Origin of the sequence: Microbacterium sp., from assembly GCF_041641055.1 — a bacterium.
Classification (GTDB): domain Bacteria; phylum Actinomycetota; class Actinomycetes; order Actinomycetales; family Microbacteriaceae; genus Microbacterium.
In genome coordinates, this window is sequence record NZ_JBEPZB010000008.1 from 83,104 (window position 1) to 107,112 (window position 24,009).

27 protein-coding genes and 1 tRNA gene are annotated in these 24,009 nt (G+C 69.6%); 18 read left to right on the plus strand and 10 right to left on the minus strand.

Annotated features, from left to right (window positions below; translation table 11 throughout):
* Window positions 1-34: 34 nt before the first annotated feature.
* Window positions 35-811, minus strand: coding sequence for a DedA family protein (locus tag ACESK8_RS07325; RefSeq protein WP_372968022.1), 777 nt, complete (start codon window positions 809-811; stop codon window positions 35-37).
* 93 nt (window positions 812-904) lie between these two features.
* A tRNA-Leu gene (locus ACESK8_RS07330) sits at window positions 905-986 on the minus strand.
* Window positions 987-1,106: 120 nt separating this feature from the next.
* Here ACESK8_RS07330 and ACESK8_RS07335 point away from each other — a divergent pair.
* The 7 genes from ACESK8_RS07335 to ACESK8_RS07365 are packed head-to-tail and all read left to right on the plus strand — an operon-like array spanning window position 1,107 to window position 5,559.
* Window positions 1,107-2,294, plus strand: a complete 1,188-nt coding sequence (locus ACESK8_RS07335; protein ID WP_372967974.1) for a CpaF family protein — start codon at window positions 1,107-1,109, stop codon at window positions 2,292-2,294.
* Window positions 2,291-3,148, plus strand: coding sequence for a type II secretion system F family protein (locus ACESK8_RS07340; RefSeq protein ID WP_372967975.1), 858 nt, complete (start codon window positions 2,291-2,293; stop codon window positions 3,146-3,148). The genes ACESK8_RS07335 and ACESK8_RS07340 overlap by 4 nt, the downstream gene beginning before the upstream one ends.
* Before the next feature lie 2 nt (window positions 3,149-3,150).
* On the plus strand, window positions 3,151-4,083 hold the full coding sequence (locus tag ACESK8_RS07345; RefSeq protein ID WP_372967976.1) for a type II secretion system F family protein: 933 nt from the start codon (window positions 3,151-3,153) through the stop codon (window positions 4,081-4,083).
* 24 nt (window positions 4,084-4,107) lie between these two features.
* Window positions 4,108-4,308 (plus strand): hypothetical protein, encoded by a 201-nt coding sequence (locus tag ACESK8_RS07350; protein WP_372968025.1) that lies wholly within the window; start codon window positions 4,108-4,110, stop codon window positions 4,306-4,308.
* A gap of 12 nt (window positions 4,309-4,320) precedes the next feature.
* On the plus strand, window positions 4,321-4,728 hold the full coding sequence (locus ACESK8_RS07355; protein WP_372967977.1) for a TadE/TadG family type IV pilus assembly protein: 408 nt from the start codon (window positions 4,321-4,323) through the stop codon (window positions 4,726-4,728).
* Window positions 4,718-5,152 carry a TadE family protein gene (locus tag ACESK8_RS07360; RefSeq protein WP_372967978.1) on the plus strand — a complete coding sequence of 145 codons (435 nt, stop codon included), beginning with the start codon at window positions 4,718-4,720 and terminating at the stop codon, window positions 5,150-5,152. The genes ACESK8_RS07355 and ACESK8_RS07360 overlap by 11 nt, the downstream gene beginning before the upstream one ends.
* Window positions 5,149-5,559: a hypothetical protein gene (locus tag ACESK8_RS07365; RefSeq protein WP_372967979.1), complete on the plus strand. Its 411-nt coding sequence runs from the start codon at window positions 5,149-5,151 to the stop codon at window positions 5,557-5,559. The genes ACESK8_RS07360 and ACESK8_RS07365 overlap by 4 nt, the downstream gene beginning before the upstream one ends.
* A 20-nt stretch (window positions 5,560-5,579) precedes the next feature.
* Here ACESK8_RS07365 and ACESK8_RS07370 read toward each other — a convergent pair whose 3' ends face one another.
* Both ACESK8_RS07370 and ACESK8_RS07375 read right to left on the minus strand, forming a co-directional pair.
* On the minus strand, window positions 5,580-6,131 hold the full coding sequence (locus tag ACESK8_RS07370; protein ID WP_372967980.1) for an NUDIX hydrolase: 552 nt from the start codon (window positions 6,129-6,131) through the stop codon (window positions 5,580-5,582).
* Window positions 6,128-7,360, minus strand: a complete 1,233-nt coding sequence (locus ACESK8_RS07375; protein WP_372968023.1) for an MFS transporter — start codon at window positions 7,358-7,360, stop codon at window positions 6,128-6,130. The genes ACESK8_RS07370 and ACESK8_RS07375 overlap by 4 nt, the downstream gene beginning before the upstream one ends.
* Window positions 7,361-7,468: 108 nt before the next feature.
* Between ACESK8_RS07375 and prfB the strand changes: the two genes are divergently transcribed.
* Window positions 7,469-8,578 (plus strand): peptide chain release factor 2, encoded by a 1,110-nt coding sequence (prfB, locus tag ACESK8_RS07380; protein ID WP_372967981.1) that lies wholly within the window; start codon window positions 7,469-7,471, stop codon window positions 8,576-8,578.
* Between the two features lie 45 nt (window positions 8,579-8,623).
* On the opposite strand, the gene ACESK8_RS07385 is transcribed toward prfB, so the two are convergent.
* Window positions 8,624-9,670: a DUF2510 domain-containing protein gene (locus ACESK8_RS07385; protein WP_372967982.1), complete on the minus strand. Its 1,047-nt coding sequence runs from the start codon at window positions 9,668-9,670 to the stop codon at window positions 8,624-8,626.
* A 22-nt stretch (window positions 9,671-9,692) separates the two neighbouring features.
* Window positions 9,693-11,162 carry a DUF2510 domain-containing protein gene (locus ACESK8_RS07390; RefSeq protein ID WP_372967983.1) on the minus strand — a complete coding sequence of 490 codons (1,470 nt, stop codon included), beginning with the start codon at window positions 11,160-11,162 and terminating at the stop codon, window positions 9,693-9,695.
* An 85-nt stretch (window positions 11,163-11,247) separates the two neighbouring features.
* Between ACESK8_RS07390 and ftsE the strand changes: the two genes are divergently transcribed.
* From ftsE to smpB, 3 genes are all read left to right on the plus strand, one after another.
* Window positions 11,248-12,333, plus strand: a complete 1,086-nt coding sequence (gene ftsE / locus ACESK8_RS07395; RefSeq protein WP_372967984.1) for a cell division ATP-binding protein FtsE — start codon at window positions 11,248-11,250, stop codon at window positions 12,331-12,333.
* Window positions 12,330-13,244 (plus strand): permease-like cell division protein FtsX, encoded by a 915-nt coding sequence (gene ftsX, locus ACESK8_RS07400; protein ID WP_372967985.1) that lies wholly within the window; start codon window positions 12,330-12,332, stop codon window positions 13,242-13,244. The genes ftsE and ftsX overlap by 4 nt, the downstream gene beginning before the upstream one ends.
* 86 nt (window positions 13,245-13,330) lie before the next feature.
* Window positions 13,331-13,807 (plus strand): SsrA-binding protein SmpB, encoded by a 477-nt coding sequence (gene smpB / locus ACESK8_RS07405; RefSeq protein ID WP_060927199.1) that lies wholly within the window; start codon window positions 13,331-13,333, stop codon window positions 13,805-13,807.
* Here smpB and ACESK8_RS07410 read toward each other — a convergent pair whose 3' ends face one another.
* Window positions 13,808-15,667 (minus strand): prolyl oligopeptidase family serine peptidase, encoded by a 1,860-nt coding sequence (locus ACESK8_RS07410; RefSeq protein ID WP_372967986.1) that lies wholly within the window; start codon window positions 15,665-15,667, stop codon window positions 13,808-13,810.
* A 104-nt stretch (window positions 15,668-15,771) separates the two neighbouring features.
* The gene (lexA, locus tag ACESK8_RS07415) at window positions 15,772-16,458 is read right to left on the minus strand and encodes a transcriptional repressor LexA (RefSeq protein ID WP_372967987.1); all 687 of its coding nucleotides are present in this window, start codon (window positions 16,456-16,458) and stop codon (window positions 15,772-15,774) included.
* Between the two features lie 281 nt (window positions 16,459-16,739).
* On the opposite strand from lexA, the gene ACESK8_RS07420 reads away from it, so the two are divergent.
* The 4 genes from ACESK8_RS07420 to hisH are packed head-to-tail and all read left to right on the plus strand — an operon-like array spanning window position 16,740 to window position 19,510.
* Window positions 16,740-17,105: a LysM peptidoglycan-binding domain-containing protein gene (locus ACESK8_RS07420; protein ID WP_372967988.1), complete on the plus strand. Its 366-nt coding sequence runs from the start codon at window positions 16,740-16,742 to the stop codon at window positions 17,103-17,105.
* 58 nt (window positions 17,106-17,163) lie between these two features.
* Window positions 17,164-18,258, plus strand: a complete 1,095-nt coding sequence (locus tag ACESK8_RS07425; protein WP_372967989.1) for a histidinol-phosphate transaminase — start codon at window positions 17,164-17,166, stop codon at window positions 18,256-18,258.
* Window positions 18,255-18,872 carry an imidazoleglycerol-phosphate dehydratase HisB gene (gene hisB / locus ACESK8_RS07430; protein ID WP_060927203.1) on the plus strand — a complete coding sequence of 206 codons (618 nt, stop codon included), beginning with the start codon at window positions 18,255-18,257 and terminating at the stop codon, window positions 18,870-18,872. Before ACESK8_RS07425 ends, hisB begins: the two co-directional genes overlap by 4 nt.
* A complete protein-coding gene (hisH, locus tag ACESK8_RS07435; RefSeq protein WP_372967990.1) occupies window positions 18,869-19,510 on the plus strand; it encodes an imidazole glycerol phosphate synthase subunit HisH in 642 nt (213 codons plus the stop codon). The genes hisB and hisH overlap by 4 nt, the downstream gene beginning before the upstream one ends.
* A gap of 45 nt (window positions 19,511-19,555) precedes the next feature.
* Here the strand turns inward: hisH and ACESK8_RS07440 are convergent, their stop codons facing one another.
* A complete protein-coding gene (locus tag ACESK8_RS07440; protein WP_372967991.1) occupies window positions 19,556-21,253 on the minus strand; it encodes an AAA family ATPase in 1,698 nt (565 codons plus the stop codon).
* 155 nt (window positions 21,254-21,408) lie between these two features.
* On the opposite strand from ACESK8_RS07440, the gene priA reads away from it, so the two are divergent.
* The 3 genes from priA to ACESK8_RS07455 are packed head-to-tail and all read left to right on the plus strand — an operon-like array spanning window position 21,409 to window position 23,389.
* A complete protein-coding gene (gene priA / locus ACESK8_RS07445) occupies window positions 21,409-22,155 on the plus strand; it encodes a bifunctional 1-(5-phosphoribosyl)-5-((5-phosphoribosylamino)methylideneamino)imidazole-4-carboxamide isomerase/phosphoribosylanthranilate isomerase PriA (RefSeq protein ID WP_372967992.1) in 747 nt (248 codons plus the stop codon).
* The gene (locus ACESK8_RS07450; protein WP_372967993.1) at window positions 22,139-22,960 is read left to right on the plus strand and encodes an SseB family protein; all 822 of its coding nucleotides are present in this window, start codon (window positions 22,139-22,141) and stop codon (window positions 22,958-22,960) included. Before priA ends, ACESK8_RS07450 begins: the two co-directional genes overlap by 17 nt.
* A gap of 27 nt (window positions 22,961-22,987) precedes the next feature.
* Window positions 22,988-23,389 carry a hypothetical protein gene (locus ACESK8_RS07455; protein ID WP_372967994.1) on the plus strand — a complete coding sequence of 134 codons (402 nt, stop codon included), beginning with the start codon at window positions 22,988-22,990 and terminating at the stop codon, window positions 23,387-23,389.
* On the opposite strand, the gene ACESK8_RS07460 is transcribed toward ACESK8_RS07455, so the two are convergent.
* Window positions 23,386-23,784 (minus strand): DUF1844 domain-containing protein, encoded by a 399-nt coding sequence (locus ACESK8_RS07460; RefSeq protein WP_060927880.1) that lies wholly within the window; start codon window positions 23,782-23,784, stop codon window positions 23,386-23,388. The two genes, ACESK8_RS07455 and ACESK8_RS07460, sit on opposite strands and share 4 nt — an antisense overlap.
* Window positions 23,785-24,009: the final 225 nt, after the last annotated feature.

The window sequence follows — 24,009 nt, forward strand, 5'->3', positions numbered from 1 at the left end:
GGTCAGCCGGCCTTGCTCTGAGCCTGCGCGGGTGTCAGTGCTTGCCGTCGCCGTCGAGGTCGGGGGCGCGGTCGAACACCTCGGCGTCGAGCGTGAGCTCCTGCGCCTCGATCGCGTCGGTCTCGCCCTCACCGGCCGCGGCGGCCTTCTTCGCCTTGTGGCGCTCGGAGAGGTAGTGCCAGAGCGTGACCAGCGCGGTGCCGCCGACGGCGGCGAGCAGGATGAGGTCGATGTACTCGGTCACGAACCACTTGATCGGCGGAATGAAGCCGATCGCGTAGCCGAGCATCGTGAGCCCGAATCCCCACAGCATCGCGCCGATCAGGTTGTAGAGCGAATACTTCCGCCACGGCATATGCCCGACGCCGGCAGCGACCGGGGCGAACGTGCGGACGATCGGCACGAAGCGGGCCAGGATGACGGTGATGCCGCCGAATCGCTCGAAGAACGCGTTCGTGCGCTCGACGTTCTTCTTGCTGAAGAGACCCGATTCCTTGCGCTCGAAGATCGCGGGACCGCCCTTATGGCCGATGACGTATCCGACTTCTCCGCCGACGAACGCAGCGAGCGCGATAAGCAGCGCCACGATCCAGACGTTGATCCCGAAGATTCCGTTCTCGGAGCCTGCGATCGGGTGCGAGAGCAGGCCGGCGATGACGAGAAGCGTGTCCCCGGGGAGCAGGAAGCCGACCAGGAGCCCGGTCTCGGCGAACACGATGAAGCACACCACGAGCAGCGCCCAAGGCCCAGCCCCGCGGATGATGGTCTCCGGATCGAGCCAGGGGATGAGAGCGGTCGGTGCGTGCAGCATCGTTTCGAGCACTGGAGGATTCCCGTCGGTCGTAAGGGTCGGCGGTGGAGCTGATTGAGTGACGGCGGCCGACAACGGCACCATCGTCTCTCGTGCGGAAGGTGGGACTTGAACCCACACGCCCTAGGGCACAGGAACCTAAATCCTGCGTGTCTGCCAATTTCACCACTCCCGCGCGGTGAAAAACAGTCTACTGATCGGGGGATCGTGCATTGCTGGGGATCCGCCCGCAGCAGCGCTTCGGGGCTGTGGATAACTCCGACGGCGACGGCGGCATTCTTGCGAGGATGCTCGGGTGATCCCTCCTTCCATCGTCGTCGCCGAGCGCGTGCGGCAGCGACTCCGAGGGGAGGGGATGGATCCGACTCTGGATGCGGAGGGTGCGCGAGCCGTCGCGGTGGGGGAGGTGCGGCGGTTCAATGACGTGGCTCTCGCGCGCGGCGAGGCGATGATCGACGACGAGCCGGGGTGCGTGCGCGATGTGCTGGCCGCGGTGACGGGGTTCGGGGCGCTGCAGCCGCTGCTCGACGACCCGGAGGTCGAGGAGATCTGGCTCAACGGCCCCGACAGCATCCATGTCGCGCGGGCTGGGGTGTCGGAGAGGATCGGTCTGCAGCTGAGCGAGGTGATGCTGCGCGATCTCGTCGAGCGGATGCTGCAGTCGACGGGCCGCCGTGTCGACATCGGTCAGCCGTTCGTCGATGCGTCACTTCCGGACGGTTCGCGGCTGCACGTGGCGATCGCGGATGTGGTGCGCGGCTCGTGGTCGGTCAACATCCGCAAGTTCCTGCCCCGGTACCGGTCGCTCGATGCGCTGGTGGGCGAGGGAGCGCTCACCCCTGACCTTGCGGCGGTGCTGCGACGGGCGATGGAGGACGGCCGGAGCGTCATCGTCTCGGGCGCGACGCATGCGGGCAAGACCACCCTGCTCGGGGCGCTGCTCGATTCGTGTTCCGAGCGTCAGCGCATCGTGACGGTCGAGGAGACCTTCGAGATCGCCGTCGAGGGTCCGGACGTCGTGTCTCTGCAGGGAAGGCAGGCGAGTCTGGAGGGAACCGGCGAGATCACGCTGCGACGCCTCGTCAAGGAAGCCCTCAGGATGCGGCCGGACCGCATCGTGGTGGGAGAGGTGCGCGACGCGGAGGCACTCGACCTGGTGCTGGCGCTGAACACCGGCGTGCCCGGTGCCGCGACCGTGCATGCCAACTCGGCAGCGGATGCGCTCGACAAGCTCACGCTGCTTCCGCTGCTCGCCGGGCGCAACATCGATCGCTCCTTCATCGTGCCCGCTCTCGCCGCTTCCGTCGACCTGGTGGTGCACTGCGTCCGCGATGACGACGGCGTGCGACGGGTGCACGAGGTCATCGCGCCGACGGGAGAGATCGATGCCGGGCGGATCGTGACCCGACAGGTGTTCTCGCACGGTGCGGCGACGACCCCCGGCCGGCGCGGCGACCTCCGGCGAGTCGGGGCGCCCGGATGACCGCTCTGCTGGGTGCGATGCTGGCGGCGGGCGTGCTGCTGTGCGTCTCACCGTGGCTCTGGCCGCCTCGATCTGAGCGGGACGCCACCCGGCGAGCCGGTCTCTTCACCCGGATGCTGGCTGACGCCGGACTCGCGGCAGTACGACCGCGCGTGCTGGTCGTGATCATGGCTGCGCTCGCGCTCGCCGCCGCATCCGTCGTCTTGCTCGTCTCCGCGATACCAGTGCTGGCGGTTCTGGCGGCCGTGGCCGCGGCCGCTTCGCCCCTCGCACTTCTCCGCTCGCGGCGTGTGCGCCTGCGTCGTCAGCGCCGACAGCTCTGGCCCGACATATGCGATCTGCTCATCGCGTCGATCCGGGTCGGACTGTCCCTTCCCGACGCGGTCGCGAGCCTCGCCGAGTCCGCTCCGTCGATGATGCGGCCGGCGTTCGAGGTGTTCGCCCAGGATCTGCGCTCGACGGGCCGCTTCGAGACGAGCCTCGATCGGCTCAAGCGCTCGCTCGCCGATCCGACAGCCGACCGCATCATCGAGACCCTGCGTATGGCACGCCAAGTCGGAGGCACCGAGCTCAGCGGCGTCCTGCGAGCGCTGTCGCTCTCGGTGCGTGCGGATGCCGCGCTTCGTGGCGAGGTGGAGGCCAGACAGTCGTGGATCCGCGGTGCGGCCGTGCTCGGGTCGATCGCACCGTGGGCGATCCTCGGGCTGCTCGTTCTGCGTCCGGAGGGTGCGGTGGCGTACGGCACGCCGGAAGGGATGCTGGTGATCGTCGCGGGAGCCGGGGTCTCGCTGGTCGCCTATCGGATCATGATCCGGATCGGTCGGCTGCCGGAACCCGGGCGGTGGTTCGGATGAGCATGGCTTCCGCAGCAGCGTTCGCGATACTCATCGGGGGGACGATGGGCGTCGGGGTGATCTTTCTCCTCGCTGCGCTTCCCCGATGGTCGGCGGTCCCACTGGCGCGCCGGATCGCACCGTATCTGCGCGACGTCGTCGCTGAGGAGGATCTGCCGCCGAGCGCCCGCTCACACCGAGGAATCCTTCCGGCGGGTGATCTGCGGCTGTGGGCGAGGGCTCAGGCGCTGTTCGGGCGAGTCCTCGGCGGAAGCGACGCTCTTCGTCGCCGACTCGCCCAGTCCGGGTCGCCCATGGAGCAGAGCGCATTCCGAGGTCGTCAGCTCGGATGGGTCCTCGTCGGGATCGCCGCGGGCGCCGTCGTCCTCATCTCCGCAGCCGTGCTGGGCAGGATGAGTCCGCCTATCGCATTCGCGCCGGCGCTCTTCGGCGCCGGCGCCGGTATCGCGTACGACATGCTGCTCACCGCGCGCGTGCGTTCCCGACGTCGACGACTCACCGACGAGCTTCCGACCGCCCTCGAGTTCCTCGCCCTGTGCCTGTCCGCGGGGGAGGGTTTCCTCGATTCGCTCCGGCGGGTCGCTGCCGTCGGATCCGGCGAGATGACGAACGAGTTCCGTCGAGTCGTGCTCGCTGCGGGCACCGGGTCATCACTCGCGGACGCTTTGGCCGAGATGTCCCGCCGCCTCGAGCTTCCTGGTCTCACCCGGGCCATCGACCAGGTGATCGCGGCGCTGGAACACGGCGCGCCGCTCGCCTCGGTCTTGCACGCGCAGGCAGGCGACGCTCGCGAGGACGCCAAGCGGGTCCTGATCGAGCAGGCTGGCCGCAAGGAGATCCTCATGCTCCTGCCACTGGTCTTCCTGATCCTGCCGCTGTCCGTGCTTTTCGCCATCTATCCCGGGCTCTTCATCCTGCGACTCGGCATCGGCTGAGTGCCCACTGAAAGGACGACCGACATGAACACGTCTCGAGAGCTCCGCGGAAACTTCACGTTCGTGGAACCCGAGCCGATGCTGGGCGATGAGCGAGGAGACGTACCCGGCTGGGTGCTGGTCACACTCATGACGGCCGGACTCGTGGTACTCATTTGGGCGGTTGCAGGACCGGCGCTGAGCACGCTGTTCGAGCAGGCCATCCAGCGCGTGTCCGGTATCTGACCTGCTTTGTCCATGTCTGTCATCCCACTCGGCGGCATCTCGGACGACCGCGGGTCGAGCCCCGTCGAGTTCGTCATGGTCGGCACTCTGCTGACGCTTCTGACCCTGGGCGTGCTGCAGCTCGCGCTCGCCGTGTATGTGCGCAACGTCGTGCACGACGCGGCCGTCGAGGGGGCGTACCACGCGGCGCTCGCAGACACGGAGCTCGCCGAGGGCGCTGCCGTCACCCGACGGAGCATCACGCGCGCGGTGGGCGACGCGTATGCGAAGGATGTGGTCGTCGGACGCGCGACCGCCCTCGGACGACCGATGATCGAGGTGCGCGTGCGCACGACGCTGCCGCTCATCGGACTCCTCGGGATCCCGCTCGCGCTCGATGTGGAGGCGCATGCGCCGGAGGAGTCCTTCGATGACGGATGACGACGGCTCGGCGGCGCTCGAGTTCATCACGGTCGGGGTCATCCTGCTCGTCCCGCTCGTGTACCTCATCATCGCGCTCGGAGCGATCCAGGAGCAGACCTTGGGTGTCGAGGCTGCCGCCCGCCAGGTGGCGCGAGTGATGGCCACGACATCGGACCCGGAGGCGGCTGCCTCCCAGGGGGATCGAGTGCTGGCGGACGTCGCCGAGCAGTACGGTCTCGACCACGACGCGACCGAGGTGTCGATGTCGTGCGCCCCCGACGGTATCGACTGCCCCTCAGCGGGGGCGGTGGTGACCATCACGGTCACCACCAGGGTCACGCTGCCGCTGATCCCAGCCCTGTTCGGAGGGGACGACGCTGCATCGGTCGGAGTGGAGGGGACTGCCGTCCAGAAGATCTCGCGCCTGTGGGGCACAGGATGACGCATCCCGACGAGGACGGGAGCGTGATCCTGCTCACCCTGGGGTACGCACTGCTTGCCATCGCGCTGATCATCGTGAGCGTGTGCGCCACGGATCTCTACATCGCGCAGAAGCACCTCGACGCGCTCGCCGACGCGGCCGCGCTCGCCGGAGCCGACGGGTTCACGGTCGTCGTCGAGGGGAACGCCGTGCACGCCGACCTCACGGACGATGCCGTCCGCACGGAGGCGGAGGCGCTGCTGCGTCAGCTGCCCGGCGACGCAATGCTGGTCTCCGCAGAATCACCGGACGGGTCGTCGGCGCGGGTGCACCTCTCGGTCGACTGGCATCCGCCGCTCGTCTCCGTGTTCGTGCCCGACGGTGTGCGACTCGACGCGACGGGCACGAGCCGCACCGCGCTGCGATGACGTCCGTCAGATGACGCCTGTCAGACCGCGAGGCGATCTCGCAACCGCCGCACCCGTCCCTCGAACCCGGAAGGGACCTGCGCCGGCAATGCGTCGATCGGCCACCACCGCACATCCTCCGACTCCGCGCTCACCACGAGTGCGGCATCCTCGTCGGCCACGACCGCCATTCCGATGTCGAGGTGCGACGCGCAGCGACCGAAGGCCGAAGACAGCGCATGATGATCGAGGTCGTACACGAGCGGTTCGGCGAGAGCAGATACGACGACGCCGGTCTCCTCCCGCAGCTCGCGCAGCGCGGCATCCGCGATCGACGCATCGCCCGGCTCGAGGTGCCCACCGGGCTGCACCCAGAACCGCCCCTTACCGTGGAAGACGAGGAGCGTGCGGGTGAGCGACCGGTCGAACACGATCGCCGATGCCGTCGCATGGTGCGGGCCGTCGTCTCGCGAGACCGGGCCGAGATCATCCGGGAAGAAGGTCGAGAAGTCAGCCCGGGCCGCGCGCTCGCGCTCGGTGGCCACGGCGGCGCCGACGACGAGTCGGCGCACGTCCGCGCCAAGCGAGCTCACGAGGGATCCTTCGCTGTGCGCGGCACGAACCGGGGGATCCAGCGGATGAACCCGAGCGCACCCACCAGGCCGACCACGCCCATCGTGGCCGCCGCGATCGGCAGGGACGCGATCGCGATGATGCCGGAGACCAGCAGAGGAGCGACCGCGCCACCGGCATCCGTCAGCGTGCGCCAGGAGCCGAGGAACGCCGCCGGCTCGGTCTTCGGGGCGACGTCGGCGCCGAGAGTCAGCAGGATGCCGCTCGACAATCCGTTGCCGACGCCGAGCACCGCCGCGAACATGCCGAACCACAGCACAGCCGCATCGAGGTCATGGGTGAACGACAGGGCGAGGAACCCCGCGCCCATCAGCACCATCGCGGGCATCGCCGCCCACAGCCTGCCGAAGCGGTCCATCACCTGGCCGCTCGCGTAGAACAGGGCGAAGTCGATCGCACCCGAGACGCCGACGACGAGGGCGATCGTGGAGGCATCCAGACCCAGCGAGAGGCCCCACAGCGGAAGCACGACCTGACGCGCCGACCGGACGGCCGACAGTGACGCTGCAGCGAGCCCGAGGCGACCGAGCACACTGCGCTGCTGCCACATCGTGCGGAAGATGCCGGTGCGCTCGACCGTCGGGATCGACCCGGTCACGACCTCACCCGAGTCGTCGGAGAGAGAGGCGGTGCGCACCGCGGTGGTCGGCGGGGTCGTCTTCTCGGGATCCGGGCCGAACAGCACCAGCAGAACCATCACGATGAGGCAGCCGAGGAAGAACCAGATCGCGGCGGACTCCGACCCGAACAGCTGCAGAAGTCCGGCCGCCACGAACGGGCCGATGAAGATGCCGAGACGGAAGCTGCCGCCGAGCAGCGAGAGCGCCCTGGCGCGGAATGCGATCGGCACCCGCGTGGTCATGAACGCGTGGCGCGCGAGCCCGAAGGCGGCCGCGCAGAAGCCCAGCAGGAAGACCGACGCAGCGAGCACGGCCAACGACGGGGCGAGCACCATCCCGACTCCCGCCGCGATCGCGATCACGCCGGCGATCACCATCGTGAACCGCTCGCCGATGCGGGCGACCGCCCAGCCCGCCGGCAGGTTGCCGCACAGCTGACCGACCACCAGTGCGGAGGCCACGAGCGCCGCGAATGCGACATCCGCGCCCATCGCCGATGCGATCACCGGGATCAGCGGGATGACGGCACCCTCGCCGAGGGAGAAGAGGACCGTGGGGAGATACACCATCGGTCCGAATCGCCTCAGGACCGTGGATGCGCTGCTCACTCGTTTCACGCTACTCCCGTTCCCGGGCCGTCGCCGTCCGCACAGGCGGCACGGTACGCTGGAGCCGACATGCTCGAACTCGATCTCTCCGCCGACATCCAGGCCCTGCGACTCACCTACGGTGACATCCGCGAGGTGCTCGATGTCGAGACCATCCGCTCCGACATCGCCCGCCTCAGCGAGGAAGCCGGCGCGCCGGACCTCTGGGACGACCCCGAACGCGCCCAGAAGGTGACCAGCGCGCTGAGCCACCGGCAGTCGGCGCTCGCCAGGGTCGAGGGGATCGGTCGTCGGCTCGACGACCTCGAGGTGCTCGTCGACCTCGCGAACGAGATGGGCGACGAGGACTCCGCGGTCGAGGCTCGCGCCGAGCTCACCGCGCTCACCGAGATCATCAACCAGCTCGAAGTGCAGACGCTGATGGACGGCGAGTACGACGAGCGGTCCGCGATCATCACCATCCGCTCCGGTGCCGGTGGCGACGACGCCACCGACTTCGCCGAGATGCTGATGCGCATGTACCTGCGCTGGGCCGAGCGTCACAAGTACCCCGTGAAGGTGCTCGACACCTCCTACGCCGAGGGCGCGGGCATCAAGTCCGCGACCTTCGAGATCGACGCCCCCTACGCCTTCGGCACCGTGTCGGTCGAGGCCGGCACTCACCGCCTGGCCCGGATCAGCCCCTTCGGCTCGGCCGACAAGCGCCAGACCTCGTTCGCCGCGGTCGAGGTCATCCCGCTCATGGAGGAGGCGACCGAGGTCGACATCCCCGAGAGCGACATCCGCGTCGACGTCTTCCGCTCGTCGGGCCCCGGTGGCCAGTCGGTCAACACGACGGACTCCGCCGTGCGCCTCACGCACCTTCCGACCGGCATCGTCGTGTCGATGCAGAACGAGAAGTCGCAGATCCAGAACCGCGCTGCCGCGATGCGCGTGCTGCAGACTCGCCTCCTGCTGCTGCAGAAGGAAGAGGAGGCTGCGAAGAAGAAGGAGCTCGCCGGGAACATCACCGCGAGCTGGGGCGACCAGATGCGCTCCTACTTCCTCTACGGCCAGCAGCTCGTCAAGGACCTGCGCACAGGACACGAGTCCGGCAACCCTGCCGCCGTGTTCGACGGCGACCTCGACGGGTTCATCTCGGCCGGCATCCGCTGGCGCAAGCGCAAGGACGAGGACTGAGCTCAGCGCTCTGACTCAGGGCTCTGACCTCGCGCCGCGCTCAGCTCAGCGGGCGGCACCTTCGAGCGTGCCCGTGATCTCCTCGTAGCTCACCGCGATGCACTGGATCGCGCGATCGTTCCAGCGATTCCACGACCCCTCGGTGGGCACGAACCAGTAGTTGTCGAGCTCGGACTCCTCGTACGGCACACCGACGAACGTCGCGAAGCCCGCGTCGCACTTCTCCGTGGCGAGCCTCTGGAGTTCGTCGTCACCCGGGAACTCGCCGTCCGGCGCGTCGAAGATGAGGTAGACCTCGTCGGTGTGCGGCTGGTCGCAGGGCACGATCGGGAGCTCGTAGATCTCCTCGTCCCACTCGATCAGCGGCAGGCAGTGCCCGACCTCGAGGTCGCCGATCGGCACCGTCTCGGTGCCTTCGGGAAGCCCGCCGTCCGCGCTCGGATCCTCGGACTCCTCGGCGGTGGCCGACGGTGACGGGGTGGGGGAGGCGAGCCCGGTCATGCCGAGCGAGAGCAGCCCGACGCCGATCGCGAGCACCGAGCCGACGACACCGAGCGCCAGGCCGGTGATGCCCGGCCACTTCATCCCCGGCAGGAAGAGCGAGACGAGCGAGGCGACGAAGCCCGCTCCGAGCAGCACCCAGCCGATGACGGAGATCACCGGGATGCACGACAGGACGACGCCGACCACGACGACCGCGAGTCCGATGATGCCGAGGATCGACACCCGGTTCTTCGCCTGCGCGGGCGCGGTGTGACTCGGGTGCGCGCCGGGCTGGCCCGACCACGGATACGGGTTCTGCGGCATCGCGGAGGGGCCGTCGGCACGCGGATACGCGTCGACGCCCGCATCCGCTGCCGGGCTCGGCGCCTGCCACACGTGCGGAGCGACGAAGGGCTGCTCCGACGGCGCGGACGAGAGCGCGTTCTGTTCAGGAGCGGCCTGCACCGGCGCGGACGAGTCCGGCACCGGTGCAGACTCGGCCTGTGGGGCAGGAGGGGCGGACTCGACGGTGTGCTGCGTCCACCCCGAGCCGTCCCACCAGCGCTGACGGCCCGAGCCGTCGTCGTACCACCCCGCCGGGGTCGTCATCGATCCTGCCCGCTGTTCGGGATCAGCCGGCGGACGGCGTGATCGAGACGCGAGCGACCTCTTCGAGGAGCTCGTCGGTGAAGATGATCTCGTACGACTCGCTCTGCGCGACATCGAACGTGATGGTGCCGGTGATGGTGTCGCCGGCCGCGAGCTCCTCGGCGACGATCCCGTCGACGTAGTAGTCGTAGGTGCCCTCGGCGCCTTCGGCGGTCTCGATCGAGAAGTAGAACGGGTTCACGTAGCTCGTGCCGGAGATGCCCTCGAAGGTGACGTCGAGGATGACGTAGCCGCCGTTGGTCGACTCGATGCTCGATCCGTCGGTGGTCGCCCACTTCGCCGAGTTGATCGTGACCTCGCTGGTGCCCGAGAGCTGCTCGATCGTCACGGGAGCACCGAGCTCGCCTTCGACGACCTCAGGGGTGTCGGTGCCGTCTTCGGTGCCGCTGGACGGCGAGTCCGTCGGCAGGTCGTCGACCGCGTCGGCGACGCTCGCGACCGCGAACACGATCGCGACGATGACGGCGATGATCGTGCCGACCACGGAGAGGATGAGTCCGGTGATGCCCGGCCACTTCTTGCCCTTGAGGAAGAGCGAGATCAGCGACACGATGAAGCCCGCGGCGAGCAGGATCCAGCCGAACACGAAGGTCACCGGGATGCAGGCGAGCAGCGTGCCGAGGGCGGCGAGACCGAGGCCGACGATGCCGACGATCGATACGCCCGCAGGAGCTGCGGGCGCAGCGGCGCCGTAGGCGGGCGGGTAGCCGCCGGGCGCGCCGTAGTTCTGGCCGGCGGGGGCGTACGCAGGGGCGCCGGGGTAGCTGGGAGCAGCCGCGGGGTACCCGGGCGCCGTCGGGTATGCCTCAGGCTGCGCCGGTGCCGCACCGGGGTAGGAGGGGGCGGCGCCCGGGTAGGAAGGCGCTGCGGCGGGGTACGAAGGTGCGGCGTTCGCATACGGCGGCACGTCGCCGCCGAACGGCTCGGTCGGACCGGTGGCTCCCGGGGCGATGAAGTCCTGCTGCGAGGCGGACTCGACGGGGGAGTCGGCAGGCGCGGCCGCCGGCGACTCGGCGGCCGCCCATGCGGGTGCGGCCTCAGGGGCGGCGACCTCTTCTGCGGGTGCCTCCGGGGAGCTCTGCGCAGCAGTCTCGTCTGCGGCATCCGTCGGAGCCGGGGTGCTCCAGGACTGGCTCTCGACCGCGGCCACGGACTGGATCGAATCGGCGGTCTCGGCCTCCGCGGCCGACCCCGTCGACGTCTCGGCCGATGCCCGGTCGTGGGTGGCATCCAGATCGTGCTCGGCGGGGGTCGCCTCGACGGCGGGCTCTGCGGCCGCGGCCTCCGCGACGGGAGCGAAGTGCTCCGTCCACTGCGTGCCGTCCCACCAGCGCTGGCGCCCGGATCCGTCGTCGTACCAGCCTGCAGGCGTCGTCATGGTGTTCCCCTCGAAGTCGTGGTCCACGCAGACGGCATGGATCGGCATCTCCATGTATATCAGTGGAGGCAGACGCTCAGGGAGTGCCCGGGGTGTCGCTCGCGGGCACACGACACCGCGCGCTTAGGCTCGAACAGCCATGATTCGGTTCGAGAACGTCACGAAACGCTACCGCGGGACCGCGAGGCCCGCGCTGTCCGGTGTCGACTTCGAAGTGCAGCGCGGGGAGTTCGTCTTCCTCGTCGGCGCCTCGGGGTCCGGCAAGTCGTCCTGCCTGCGGCTCATCCTGAGGGAGGACGTGCCGACGACCGGTCGCGTCGCCGTGCTCGGACGTGATCTGCGCTCGCTTGCCAACCGCAAGGTGCCGTACTTCCGCCGCCACATCGGATCCGTCTTCCAGGACTTCCGACTGCTCCCGTCGAAGACGGTCTACCAGAACGTGGCGTTCACGCTCCAGGTCACCGGCTCCTCCCGCGGCTTCATCCAGCAGGCGGTGCCGGAGGCTCTCGCGCTCGTCGGACTCGACGGCAAGCAGAAGCGGATGCCGCACGAGCTCTCCGGTGGAGAGCAGCAGCGCGTCGCGATCGCCAGGGCGCTCGTCAACCGCCCCCAGGTGCTGCTCGCCGACGAGCCGACCGGAAACCTCGACCCCGCCACCTCGGTCGACATCATGCAGCTGCTCGCGCGCATCAACGCCGGAGGCACCACCGTGCTCATGGCCACCCACGAGGCGGCGTTCGTCGACCAGATGCAGCGCCGGGTCATCGAGCTCCGTGACGGCGAGATGGTGCGTGACGAGGTGCACGGCGGATACGGCGACACCTCCAACATCCCCCGACTCGTGCCGGAGGAGGTGCGGGGCGCCGCAGCCGCCGCAGCCCTCACCGCGGTCCAGGAGGTGCAGCGCCAGACCTCTGACCTGTCGATCGTCCGTGCGGCCCTCGCCGAGGAGCTGAGCGCCCAGCGCAAGGCCGCAGCGGCGTCGTCCGACGCCGTGCCGACCGCATCCGAGACCCCGGAGGCGCAGGCCGCACCGCTCGAGGAGCCGGTCGTCGAGCAGCCGGCCGCCGCGCGGATGCCCGGTGAGACCGCTCCGGTCGCACCCGCCGCGGGCCCGCGCACGCACCCGATCGTGCTCCCGGAGGTCGACGTCGCCGAACTCGGGGTGGCCGATCGACTCGGCCTGTCCGATGACGGCGCAGAGGAAGTGGGACCGACCTCATGAGAATCGGACTCATCCTCACCGAGGTCCTCGGCGGCCTGCGGCGCAACATCTCGATGGTGATCTCCGTCGTGCTGGTGACCTTCGTCTCGCTGACCTTCGTCGGCGCCGCCATCCTCATGCAGGCGCAGATCGGCACCATGCGCGGTTACTGGACCGAGCGGGCGCAGGTCGCGGTCTACATGTGCTCGGAGATCTCCGAGCAGGACACCTGCGTCGACGGCGGCGCCTCCGAGGACCAGGTCAACGCCGTCCGCGACCAGCTGGAGGGCGAAGCGCTCGCGCCGCTCATCAGCGATGTCACCTTCGACTCGAAGGAGGACACCTACGCCAAGCTGGTCGACCAGCTGGGCGAGGACCAGGCCAGCGTGATCACGCCGGACCAGGCGTTCGAGGTGTTCTTCGTCACGATGAAGGACCCGGGGCAGTCCCAGGTCATCGCGGAGGCGTTCAACGGCGTCGCCGGGGTCGAGCAGGTCCAGGACCAGCTGCAGTACCTCGAACCCCTCTTCTCGGCCCTCACCGTCGCGACGTACATCGCCGTCGGGATCGCCGTGCTCATGCTCATCGCCGCCATCCTCCTGATCGGCACGACCATCCGGCTGTCCGCCTATGCGCGGCGCAAGGAGATCGGGATCATGCGTCTGGTCGGCGCCTCGAACCGCTTCATCCAGACGCCGTTCGTCCTGGAGGGCGTCTTCGCCGCATTCCTCGGGTCCGTACTGGCGAGTGCTGCCGTGGTCGCAGGTGTGCACTTCGGCGTCGACGGCTACCTGCGAGGACGCGTGCCGTTCATCACGACCTGGGTCTCGATGAACGACGCCGCGATCGTGGTGCCGGTCCTGATCGGCATCGGGGTGGTGCTCGCCGCGCTCTCGGCAGGGTTCGCGATCCGTCGCTGGCTGCGCACGTGAGCCGCCTGTCGGTATAGACTGACAGGCTGTCGTGCGCCCGCCATCGGGCTCTGGAACCACTGCACGGCACGGATCAGGAGAGAATCATGCCCAGGGAACGCGGGGAGAAGGTCATCGCGACCAATCGTCGCGCACGTCACGACTACAACATCGAGAAGTCGTACGAGGCGGGGATGGTGCTCACCGGCACCGAGGTGAAGTCGCTGCGCCAGGGGCGCGCGAATCTGAGCGACGGATACGCGTTCGTCAAGGGCAACGAGGTGTTCCTCGATTCCGTGCACATCCCGGAGTACTCGCAGGGGCACTGGACCAACCACTCCGCCAAGCGCGTCCGCAAGCTGCTGCTGCACCGCGAGGAGATCGCGAAGCTGCAGCATGCCGTCTCGGCCGGTGGCTACACGCTGATCCCGCTCAAGCTGTACTTCTCCGACGGTCGGGCCAAGGTCGAGATCGCTCTCGCCAAGGGCAAGCGCGAGTTCGACAAGCGCCAGACGCTGCGCGAGCGTCAGGACACCCGCGAAGCCGAACGCGCGATGCGCCTGCGCAACCGCGTCGGCGAGTGATCAGCTCTCGGTAGCGAACCCGAAGACGCGGCCGAGGAACGCGTACTCGCGCTCGAGCGCATCCACGATCGTCTCCTTCGCACGGAACCCGTGTCCCTCACCCGGGTAGAGGACGTACTCGTGGTCGATCCCGCGCGCAGCCAGTGCGTCGCGGATGGCCTCCGACTGCGACGGCGGCACCACCCGATCGTCCGCTCCCTGCATCAGCAGCACCGGCACCTGGATCCGGTCCGCGTGGGTCAGGGGAGAGCGTTCGACGTAGAGAGCCTCGGCCTCCGGCAGTGGGCCGACCAGACCGTCGATGTAGTGCGCCTCGAAGTCGGGGGAGTGCGCGGTCAGCATCCGCAGGTCGGCCACGCCGTAGCGGCTGATGCCCGCCGCGAACGTGCCGCCGCGGACGAGGGCGGACAGCACCGTCCAGCCGCCGGCCGATCCGCCGCGGATCGCGATGCGGGCAGGGTCCGCGAGGCCGGCCTCGGCGAGACCGCGGGCGGCGGCGATGACATCGTCGACGTCCACGACGCCCCAGGCGCCGTCGAGGCGCTCACGATAGGCACGGCCGTAGCCGGTGGAGCCGCCGTAGTTCACGTCGAGTACGCCGATGCCCCGGCTCGTCCAGAACGCGATGGCGGCGGATGCGGCTCCCGTGACGTGCGCGGTGGGACCGCCGTGCACCCACACGACGTAGGGCGCGAGCTCGCCATCGGGAGCGGATGCGGTCGGATTCGCCGGGGCGTACACGAAGGCGTGCACGTCGCCGTGGGCGCCGGCGACGACGAGCTCGGAGGGCGCGGGCATCCAGTCGGCATCGACGGGCTGGGCGCCGGTGATCGCCGTGACCTCACCCGAGTCGACGTCGACGCACCACACTCCCGGCGACGTCGTCGAGCTGTTCCCGGAGAGCAGCACCCGGGTGCCTGAGACGTCGTCGACGCTGACGTGTCCGTCGGCGGGGAGTCCCTGCACCCGTGCGGCACCGTCATGATCGAGGAGGACGACCTCATCGCGTCCCTCGGTCCGCACGGCGACGAGACGGCCGTCTCCGAGCGGTCGGTACCAGCGGTTGCCCAACACCCAGAGCCCGTATCCGGTGTCCGCGTCGACTTCGTCCACGGGCACTGCGGGCCCGACCGCGTGCAGATGCTCGAAGCGTTGACGGTGCAGCGCCCAGCGACCGGAGGGATCGTCGGCGTAGACGAGTTCTGCGTCGTCAAGCCATTCGGGCTGCAGAGCCGCGCGCGTGGGCAGCTCGATGCGGGTCGCACCGTCCGAGACCATGAGAGCGGCGTGCTGCCACGGCATCCGCTCTCCCGACCACTCGACCCACGCGATGCGGGTGCCGTCCGGCGAGAGGGCGGGATGCGCGTAGAACGCCTCACCCTCCACGATGACGCTCAGCCGAGACGCGTCGTCGTGTGCCGAGCCGTCGGTGGGGATCTCGATGATCGCTCGGCGGTGAGGGTCCTGCGTGAGGTCTTCCCTGACGGCGAACAGGCGGCCGTGCTGCAACCGCAGGCCTCCGTGGGCGGCACCCTGGGGGGTCAGTGGGACCGGTGCGCCGCCCCGCGGCATCCGATGCACGCGCTGGTCGGTAGCTGCCACGAAGTACAGCGTGCCGTCGTGGTCGGCTGTCCATGCTCCTCCGCCGTACTCGTGCACGCGCGAGCGGGCGCTCCACGGCGCGGGAAGGATCTCGACCCCGGTCGAACTGCGCACGGTCACGCGGCCGCCCTCGGAGGGGACGGATTCGCCCCACCAGATCTCATCGCCGACGAACAGGGCGCCGTCGATCCGTGGTGAGGCGGTGGCGACAGAGGCGGGGGAGAAGGGGGAGGGCCAGGTACCGAACGGCGACGACATGCTTCGAGCCTATGGTGCTCTCCGACGGCTCGCAGCGGCCCGAGGCGGAGACCGGTCCGCGCATGACGAAGGCCCCTCCTATGCAGGAGGAGCCTTCGTGGAAGTCAGACGGCGCGCAGCACGGCGACGATCTTGCCGAGGATGACGGCTTCGTCGCCCAGGATCGGCTCGAACGCGGAGTTGCGCGGCAGCAGCCACGTGTGGCCGTCGCGGCGACGGAGCACCTTGACCGTGGCCTCGCCGTCGAGCATGGCGGCGACGATCTCGCCGTTCTCCGCGTTGTTCTGCGACCGGACGACGACCCAGTCGCCGTCGCAGATCGCCGCGTCGATCATCGATTCGCCCGAGACGTTGAGCATGAAGAGGTCGCCCTTGCCGACGAGCTGCCGGGGGAGGGGGAAGATCTCCTCGACCTGCTGATCGGCGGTGATGGGAACCCCGGCGGCGATACGCCCGACCAGGGGGACGAGCGCGGCGTCGCCGACGGGCGTCGCGACGTCGGCGGGGTTCTCGCCGCTCGTGCCGGGCAGGTCGATGAGGACCTCCATGGCCCGCGTCTTGCCCGGGTCGCGGCGCAGGTAGCCGCTGAGCTCCAGCTGACCGAGCTGATGGGTGACGCTCGACAGCGACTTCAGCCCGACGGCGTCGCCGATCTCGCGCATGCTCGGCGGGTAGCCGTGCCGGCTGATCGAGGCCTGGATGACCTCGAGGATCGCCATCTGCTTGGGGCTCAGGCTCTTCCGGCGGCGGGTTCGCGGGACGTCGGACTCGGGTGCGGAGTTCTCGCTCATGGTGCTCCTCAGGTGTGCGATCCGGCGTCTCGGTTCGAATGTCGGAGGCCCGTGATGGGGTGTCCGTATCGAAACCGTATCCGAGAATCGCGCCGATGTGGAAGATCTGTTCGAGCGTGTCGGCCGAATATCGGATGTGTTTTTCGAAGAACGCTTGACAGATGTTCGAATTCGAAGATACCTTCGGAACGTAGCTTCGCATCCAAGGCTCCCGGCCGAGACGCGGATGCGAACGCTACGCCAACTTCACCGCTTCGGCGGGAATGCAGAGGAGCCACGACATGAGCACCATCACCTTCAGCACCGCAGCAGCAGTCCTTCCGGCTCGTCCGGCGACGCGGCTCAAGCTGACGGCGCGTGGCCGTCGTGTCGTCCTCGCCATCGCAGCGGTGCCGCTCGCCGTGGGGATCGGCTTCGCCGCTCTCAGCGGCGGCAGCGCGATGGCGTCGGGGGAGCAGGTCGCCACCGCGTCGTTCGCGACGGTGACGGTGATGCCGGGCGACACCCTGTGGTCGATCGCAGAGAGCATCGCTCCGGCGGCGGATCCGCGAGAGGTCATCGGCGACATCACCCGCCTGAACGTCCTGCGCGGCGGCGAGCTGCAGATCGGCCAGGAGCTGGCCATCCCCGCGCAGTACTCCGAGTGAGGCCTCGCGCAGTCCTTCTCCGTCACGACGCGAGTCGAGAGGTCTGACGCGGCCTACCATGGGAAGGGTGACTGCATCACTGTCTGACCTCCCGCTTCGCGACGACCTTCGAGGGCTCACGCCGTACGGCGCTCCTCAGGCCCCGCTTCCGATCGCCCTGAACGTCAACGAGAACACGCATCCCGTGCCGGATGCTGTGGCGAGTGACATCCTCGACGACATCGCGGTCGCACTGCGGGACGTGAACCGCTACCCCGACCGCGAGTTCACGACACTGCGCGAAGGATTTGCCGAGTATCTCGGGCACGGGCTCCAGCCCGAGCAGATCTGGGCGGGCAACGGGTCGAACGAGGTGCTCCAGCACATCCTCCAGGCGTTCGGCGGACCGGGGCGCACGGCGTTCAGCTTCGCGCCGACGTACTCGATGTACCCGCTCATCGCCCAGGGCACGGGGGCGCGCTGGATCGCGGGCACCCGCCAGCCCGACTACACGATCACGCCCGACGAGGCGGCCGCCCAGGTCGAGGAACTCGACCCCGACGTCATCCTGCTGTGCTCCCCGAACAACCCGACCGGAACGCCGCTCGGCCTCGACGTCGTCGAGGCGGTCTACGAGGTGTCGCGCGGCATCGTGATCGTCGACGAGGCGTACCAGGAGTTCGCCCCGCACGAGGCGCCGTCTGCGCTGACTCTGCTCGAGGGTCGGCCACGCCTCGCGGTGTCGCGCACCATGAGCAAGGCGTTCGCGTTCGCCGGGGCACGCGTGGGCTACCTCGCCGCCGACCCCGCGTTCATCGACGCTCTGCGCCTCGTGCGCCTGCCATACCACCTGAGTGCCCTGACGCAGGCGGCCGCGATCGCCGCCCTGCGCAACTCCGAGGTCATGCTGGGCATGGTCGAGGAGATCGTGGAACAGCGCGATCGCATCTCCGCCACTCTGGAGGCCCTGGGTTACACGCCCCACGAGTCGTGGTCGAACTTCGTCCTGTTCGGCGGCGTCGCCGAGCCGCAGCGGGTCTGGCAGCAGCTCTACGACCGGGGCGTGCTCATCCGCGACGTCGGGATTCCCGGGCACCTGCGCGTCACCGCGGGCACGGAGGCGGAGACCACCGCGTTCCTCGACGCCCTCGCCTCGATAGGATCGGCTTCATGAGCAGCCCCGTCCAGACCCCGCGCACCGCCTCGCGTGTGCGCAGCACGTCGGAGTCCACCGTCGAGCTCGAACTGAACCTCGACGGCACCGGTGCGAGCCGCATCGACACGTCGGTGCCGTTCTTCGACCACATGCTCACGGCGTTCGCGAAGCACTCGCTCACCGACCTCACCGTGCGAGCCTCCGGTGACACGCAGATCGATGCGCACCACACGGTCGAGGACGTCTCGATCGTGCTCGGACAGGCCATCCTCGAGGCGCTCGGCGACAAGTCGGGAATCTCCCGCTACGGCGATGCGCTGGTGCCTCTCGACGAGGCGCTCGCGCAGGCGGTCGTCGACATCTCGGGGCGCCCGTACCTCGTGCACACCGGGGAGCCCGCCGGGTTCGAGCACCACCTGATCGGTGGCCACTTCACGGGGTCGCTGGTGCGTCACTCGTTCGAGGCCATCAGCTTCAACGCCGCCCTCACCGTGCACGTCCGGGTTCTCGGCGGACGCGACCCGCACCACATCGCGGAGGCGGAGTACAAAGCGTTCGCCCGCGCGTTCCGTCAGGCCAAGGCTCTGGATCCCTCGGTGGACGGCATCCCCTCGACCAAGGGCGCGCTGTGAGCAGCGCACCTCGGGTCGCCGTCTTCGACTACGAGTCCGGCAATGTCCACTCGGCGGTGAAGGCCCTCGTCGCGGCGGGAGCGGATGCCGTGCTCACCCGCGACCGCAAGGAGGCGCTCGAGGCCGACGGCCTCGTCGTGCCAGGAGTCGGCGCCTTCCAGGCCGTCCGCGAGGCGCTCCACGCGCACGGCGGCGACGAGATCATCGATCGACGCCTCGCCGGAGGCCGCCCCGTGCTCGGCATCTGCGTCGGCATGCAGGTGCTGTTCGCCCACGGGGTCGAGCGCGGCCACGACACCGAGGGCCTGGCCGAGTGGCCCGGAGCGGTGACGGAGCTCAACGCTCCCGTGCTTCCGCACATGGGATGGAACACGGTCGAGCCGGGCTCCGACTCGGTGCTCTTCCGCGGCATCGAGAACGAGCGCTTCTATTTCGTGCACTCCTACGCCGCGCAGTCGTGGGAGCTCGATGTGATCCCGCCGTTCCCGCAGCCGGTGCTCACGTGGTCGACGTACGGCGACCCGTTCCTCGCGGCCGTCGAGAACGGACCGCTGTCGGCCACCCAGTTCCACCCGGAGAAGTCCGGCGACGCGGGCATCCAGCTCCTGCGCAACTGGGTCGACAGCCTTCGCGGCTGACAGCGCCGGCTGACGGGCGTCGGACGCCTCTGGCGACCCTCGTCGTCAGAATCCGCGCGCGACGGCGGCTGCGGCGGACAGCCACGCCTGCTGCGTCGGCGCCGCAAGACCCCGCAGGCGCAGGTGACCGTCGACCATCTCGCGGTCGAAGGGGATGCTGACGACCTCACGGGCCAACGGCTGGTAGCCCGCGACGACCTCAGCGACATCCGCAGACGACGCCTTCGGGTCGGCCTGACTGACGACGACGACCGAATCGCGGGCGAGGCGGGCCGACCGCTCGTCGCGGTCCTCCAGTGCCTCGAGGAGCAGCGCGCCTGCTTCGGCGTGGTCGTCGCGGGTCGTCGTGGCGACGACGATCTGGTCGGCGAGGTCGATCATCCGCAGCCACATCGGGTCGGATTCGTCGTTACCGGAATCGATGATGATCAGGCGGTAGAACTTCGCTGCGACGGCGTGGATCGAGTCGACGTCCGTGGGGCTCAGCCTGTTCTCATGCGCCAGCCGGATGGGCTTGGACCGCAGGACGTCGTACTTCTCCTGCGGCTGATGGTGCACGAAGTGCGCGAGGTCGGCCGACTGGCCCTGGGCGCCGAGGAGCCGCTGCGTCTGGGGCAGGAGCTCGAGCAGAGTGCGGTCGTGGGCACCGGCCTCGGTGCGCCAGCCGAGTGTCCCTCGAGTCTGGTTGTTGTCCCACGCGAGCACGCCGGCACCGCCGTACTGGGCGAAGACGGCCGACAGCAGCACGGTGGCCGGGGTCTTCCCCGCGCCGCCCTTGCCGTTCACCACGGCGACGGTTCGAGGGCCGGGCCAGTGGCGACTCACCTCGTGCTCGTCGTCGCGCATGGCACGTTCGCGCGCGTTCGGGCCGATCGAGAAGCCGACCTTGTTGAGGAATCCGCGTCCGCCTCTACGGGCCGGTTCCTCGCGGCGCTCCTCCTGCAGGAACGAGCGTCGTTCGATGCCCTGCTCCCGCTGCTCGCGGCGTGACGGCGGCGCGACCGGCGACGGAACGGGGGCGTGTGCCGGCGACGCGGATGGCGTGGCCGGGGTCGACGGCAGAGACGGCGCCGGTGACAGAGACGGCGCCGGTGACACAGACGGCGCGGGCGACAGAGACGGCGCGGGTGACAGAGACGGCGCGGCGGGCGCGGAGGGGCTCGTGGGGACGCCGGTGATCGGCACCGGAGGTGTCGCGGGCGCTGCGGGGGTCTGCTGCGCGGGCGCGACGACCGGCGGTGCCGGCCAGGACGGAGCTGTCGGAACGCTCGGAGTGGCGGGCGAGACCGGAGATGCAGGCGCAGCGGCATCGCGCCGGATCGAGGTCGGGGCGGTCTGAGCGGTCGGCGTCATCGGAGGAGTCGGGGCGGCCGGCGCGGACGAGGCCGGGCTCGCGGCCGGTGTTCCCGGTGCGGCCGCCGGTGCCGCAGTGGGAGCCGGTGCCGCAGGGGGAGTCGGGACCGCAGCCGCCGCAGCGGCGGCCTCCGCCCGCGTGGCGGGCGCGGTCGGCGCCGGAGTGGCCGCGGTGCTCGCCGCTCTCGGTGCCCTGGGCACCGTCATCTCGGGCACGGAGTCGTCGATGTCTGCGGCCGCGGTGGCATCCGCCGGGCGCGGAGGCCGTGCCAGGGGAGCGGCATCCTCCGGGTTCAGCGGGACGTGCGCCACGATGTCCGGGTTCTCCGGCGGCATCGGGTTCCCGCGTCGCAGGGGTCCGCCTCCTCGCGGTTCCGCATCGCGCACCATGCAATATCTCCTCACCGACCGAACAGGGGCGTCATCGAGGCTACCGCCTGATGCCGGATGTTCTCTGCGGTCATCATTTTGGAGCGGGCGGATGCGCGGGCTAGTGTCGATTCTCGTGCCGACGAATCGGCCCTCCCATCTCACCTGAGGACGTCATGAACGACTTCGCGCAGTCTCCTTCGCTCACCCTGCTTCCCGCTGTCGACGTCGCCGGGGGCAAGGCGGTCCGGCTCACCCAGGGCGAGGCCGGCACCGAGACCAGCTACGGCGACCCGCTGGATGCCGCAGGGGAGTGGGTGGCGCAGGGCGCGAAGTGGATCCACCTCGTCGACCTCGACGCCGCGTTCGGTCGTGGCACCAACGCGCCGATCCTCCGCAAGGTCATCAAGCAGTTCAAGAACGTCAACGTCGAGCTCTCCGGTGGCATCCGCGACGACGCGACGCTCGAGGCCGCACTCGAGAGCGGTGCGAGCCGTATCAACCTCGGCACCGCTGCGCTGGAGAACCCGGAGTGGGCGGCCGACGTGATCGGCCGCTTCGGTGAGGCGATCGCCGTCGGACTCGACGTCCGGGGCACGACGCTCGCCGCACGGGGCTGGACGAAGGAGGGCGGCGATCTCTGGGAGGTCCTCGAGCGTCTCGAGGATGCCGGGTGCAGCCGCTACGTCGTGACCGACGTCACCAAGGACGGAACCCTCAAGGGCCCGAACCTCGAGCTCCTCCGCGAGGTCACGGCCCGTACCCCGAAGCCCGTCGTCGCCTCCGGCGGCATCTCCAACCTCGACGACATCGCGGCCCTCCGCGAGCTGGTGCCGCTCGGTGTCGAAGGCGCCATCGTCGGCAAGGCACTCTATGCCGGCGCGTTCACGCTGGCCGAGGCACTGGATGTCGCGGGGGACTGACGACACCGGCGCCCACGGTTCGCACGACCACGGCGCCCACGACGCTCCGCGCAACGACGGCGATTCCGCCGGCGTCCCGTGGGAGGGCCGCAGCTTCGAGTCGAATCCGCACGCGGGTGACGACGGCTCGGCCGACCCCGCGCTGCTCGACGCGCTGCTGAGGTTCCGCGCCGGTGACGGGTCGCAGGCCGAGGTCGTCGACGCGTTCCGCAACGCCAGGGTGCTCATCCCGCTCATCGCGGAGAAGGGCGAGGAGGGCGTGGCGCCCAGCGGGCTCGCCGTCGACAAGACGCAGGAGCTCTCGATCGTCACGGTCGCGGCCCCTGACGGACGCCGTGTGCAGCCGGTCTTCTCCTCGGTCGAGGCGATGCAGCGGTGGGATGCCGCGGCGCGCCCGATCCCCGTCGAGGCGACGCGCGTGGCGCTCGCGGCGTCGGCGGAGGACACCGACCTCATCGTGCTCGATCCGACCTCCGACACCGAGTTCGTCATCCGCCGCCCCGCCGTGTGGGCGATCGCTCAGGGGCATCGGTGGGAACCGAGCTTCCTCTCACCCGAGGTCTTCCACGCGCTCCAGGAGAGCGTCGCCCATGAGCTGGCCGTCATCGACGTGTCGGTCGCAGCGGGGGATCCGGACGCCCGGCTGCGCGGACCCGAGCTGGTCGTCGTCCTCGAGCTCGTGGATGGGCTCGAGCGCGAGGTCCTCGATGCGGTGCTCGCCCGGCTCGCGCAGCGCTGGGCTGCCGATGACCGCATCGCGGTCCTCGCGGACTCCCTCACCGTGAAGCTCCGCCGCTCGCTCTGAGTGCTCGTCGCATCGTAGGGTGACGGCATGCGCCGAACAGCCGCCGTGATCATGGCCCTGACGCTCATGATCGGCCTGGCCGGCTGCGAGACATACTGTCCGGCGATCGGATGGTCCAACAGCGTGCGAGTCGACACCAGCGCGATCGACGGCGTCACCGACCTGCAGTTCTGCATCGATGAGGAATGCTCGCCGCGTGCAGACGGGACGCAGCCGACGGGCTCGGTGGCGACCATGTTGCGGGCGGATCAGGACGGCGACGACTGGACGCTGAACCTCGATATGACCGCACCCGAGTCCGTCGTCATCCGAGTGTTCGCCGCCGACGGCACGCTCCTGGGGGAGTCGGAGCACACGATCGAGTGGACGCCTCCGACCGGCCAATGCGGCGGGGCGTCGACGGCCCCGCCGGTCGTTCTCGCGGGCTAGTTGACCGGCCCGGTCCACTTCTCGCCCGGGCCCTTGCCGATCGGGTCGGGGATGGTCGAGGCCTCGCGGAAGGCGAGCTGCAGAGACCGCAGACCGTCGCGAAGGGAGCGCGCGTGCATGTCGCTGATCTCCGGAGCGCCGGCGGTGATGAGCCCTGCGAGCGTGTTGATCAGCTTGCGGGCCTCGTCGAGGTCGAGCTGGGCGGCGGCATCCGGGTCGTCGGCGAGGCCGAGCTTGACCGCGGCGGCGCTCATCAGGTGCACGGCGGCGGTGGTGATGACCTCCACGGCCGGCACGTCCGCGATGTCCCGTGTGGCGGATGAGGCCGCCTCCTCCTGCCGGGCCCAGCGCTCTTCGCGCTCGCGTGCTGCCTCGTCCGATGCCTGGTTCGTCACTTCGCCTTGCCTTCTGTTAGACTGTGTCGGGCTCCGGAGCGTCATGCTCCGGCACGAAAGAGGATTCACTTCCCACCCGCGCTTGCCGTTCCAGGCTACCGGGTCTTGCACTCCACCGGCTTCGTCGTCAGACGGATCCGGCAGACAGGGTGTGGAGCCGGCGTCTGAATGCCGGTGGGTGGGGACGATTCTGATTTCGCCCGGGATGCTGACAGCGTTCCGGTG

What these genes read in the sequence shown, in the direction of transcription:
- ACESK8_RS07325 (WP_372968022.1), bottom strand. Translation starts at nt 811, where the DNA reads ATGCTGCACGCACCGACCGCTCTCATCCCCTGGCTCGATCCGGAGACC.
- ACESK8_RS07340 (WP_372967975.1), top strand. Translation starts at nt 2,291, where the DNA reads ATGACCGCTCTGCTGGGTGCGATGCTGGCGGCGGGCGTGCTGCTGTGC.
- ACESK8_RS07345 (WP_372967976.1), top strand. Translation starts at nt 3,151, where the DNA reads ATGGCTTCCGCAGCAGCGTTCGCGATACTCATCGGGGGGACGATGGGC.
- ACESK8_RS07350 (WP_372968025.1), top strand. Translation starts at nt 4,108, where the DNA reads ATGAACACGTCTCGAGAGCTCCGCGGAAACTTCACGTTCGTGGAACCC.
- ACESK8_RS07355 (WP_372967977.1), top strand. Translation starts at nt 4,321, where the DNA reads ATGTCTGTCATCCCACTCGGCGGCATCTCGGACGACCGCGGGTCGAGC.
- ACESK8_RS07360 (WP_372967978.1), top strand. Translation starts at nt 4,718, where the DNA reads ATGACGGATGACGACGGCTCGGCGGCGCTCGAGTTCATCACGGTCGGG.
- ACESK8_RS07365 (WP_372967979.1), top strand. Translation starts at nt 5,149, where the DNA reads ATGACGCATCCCGACGAGGACGGGAGCGTGATCCTGCTCACCCTGGGG.
- ACESK8_RS07375 (WP_372968023.1), bottom strand. Translation starts at nt 7,360, where the DNA reads ATGGTGTATCTCCCCACGGTCCTCTTCTCCCTCGGCGAGGGTGCCGTC.
- prfB (WP_372967981.1), top strand. Translation starts at nt 7,469, where the DNA reads ATGCTCGAACTCGATCTCTCCGCCGACATCCAGGCCCTGCGACTCACC.
- ACESK8_RS07385 (WP_372967982.1), bottom strand. Translation starts at nt 9,670, where the DNA reads ATGACGACCCCGGCGGGGTGGTACGACGACGGCTCGGGCCGTCAGCGC.
- ACESK8_RS07390 (WP_372967983.1), bottom strand. Translation starts at nt 11,162, where the DNA reads ATGGAGATGCCGATCCATGCCGTCTGCGTGGACCACGACTTCGAGGGG.
- ftsE (WP_372967984.1), top strand. Translation starts at nt 11,248, where the DNA reads ATGATTCGGTTCGAGAACGTCACGAAACGCTACCGCGGGACCGCGAGG.
- ftsX (WP_372967985.1), top strand. Translation starts at nt 12,330, where the DNA reads ATGAGAATCGGACTCATCCTCACCGAGGTCCTCGGCGGCCTGCGGCGC.
- smpB (WP_060927199.1), top strand. Translation starts at nt 13,331, where the DNA reads ATGCCCAGGGAACGCGGGGAGAAGGTCATCGCGACCAATCGTCGCGCA.
- ACESK8_RS07410 (WP_372967986.1), bottom strand. Translation starts at nt 15,667, where the DNA reads ATGTCGTCGCCGTTCGGTACCTGGCCCTCCCCCTTCTCCCCCGCCTCT.
- lexA (WP_372967987.1), bottom strand. Translation starts at nt 16,458, where the DNA reads ATGAGCGAGAACTCCGCACCCGAGTCCGACGTCCCGCGAACCCGCCGC.
- ACESK8_RS07420 (WP_372967988.1), top strand. Translation starts at nt 16,740, where the DNA reads ATGAGCACCATCACCTTCAGCACCGCAGCAGCAGTCCTTCCGGCTCGT.
- ACESK8_RS07425 (WP_372967989.1), top strand. Translation starts at nt 17,164, where the DNA reads ATGGGAAGGGTGACTGCATCACTGTCTGACCTCCCGCTTCGCGACGAC.
- hisB (WP_060927203.1), top strand. Translation starts at nt 18,255, where the DNA reads ATGAGCAGCCCCGTCCAGACCCCGCGCACCGCCTCGCGTGTGCGCAGC.
- ACESK8_RS07440 (WP_372967991.1), bottom strand. Translation starts at nt 21,253, where the DNA reads ATGGTGCGCGATGCGGAACCGCGAGGAGGCGGACCCCTGCGACGCGGG.
- priA (WP_372967992.1), top strand. Translation starts at nt 21,409, where the DNA reads ATGAACGACTTCGCGCAGTCTCCTTCGCTCACCCTGCTTCCCGCTGTC.
- ACESK8_RS07450 (WP_372967993.1), top strand. Translation starts at nt 22,139, where the DNA reads ATGTCGCGGGGGACTGACGACACCGGCGCCCACGGTTCGCACGACCAC.
- ACESK8_RS07455 (WP_372967994.1), top strand. Translation starts at nt 22,988, where the DNA reads ATGCGCCGAACAGCCGCCGTGATCATGGCCCTGACGCTCATGATCGGC.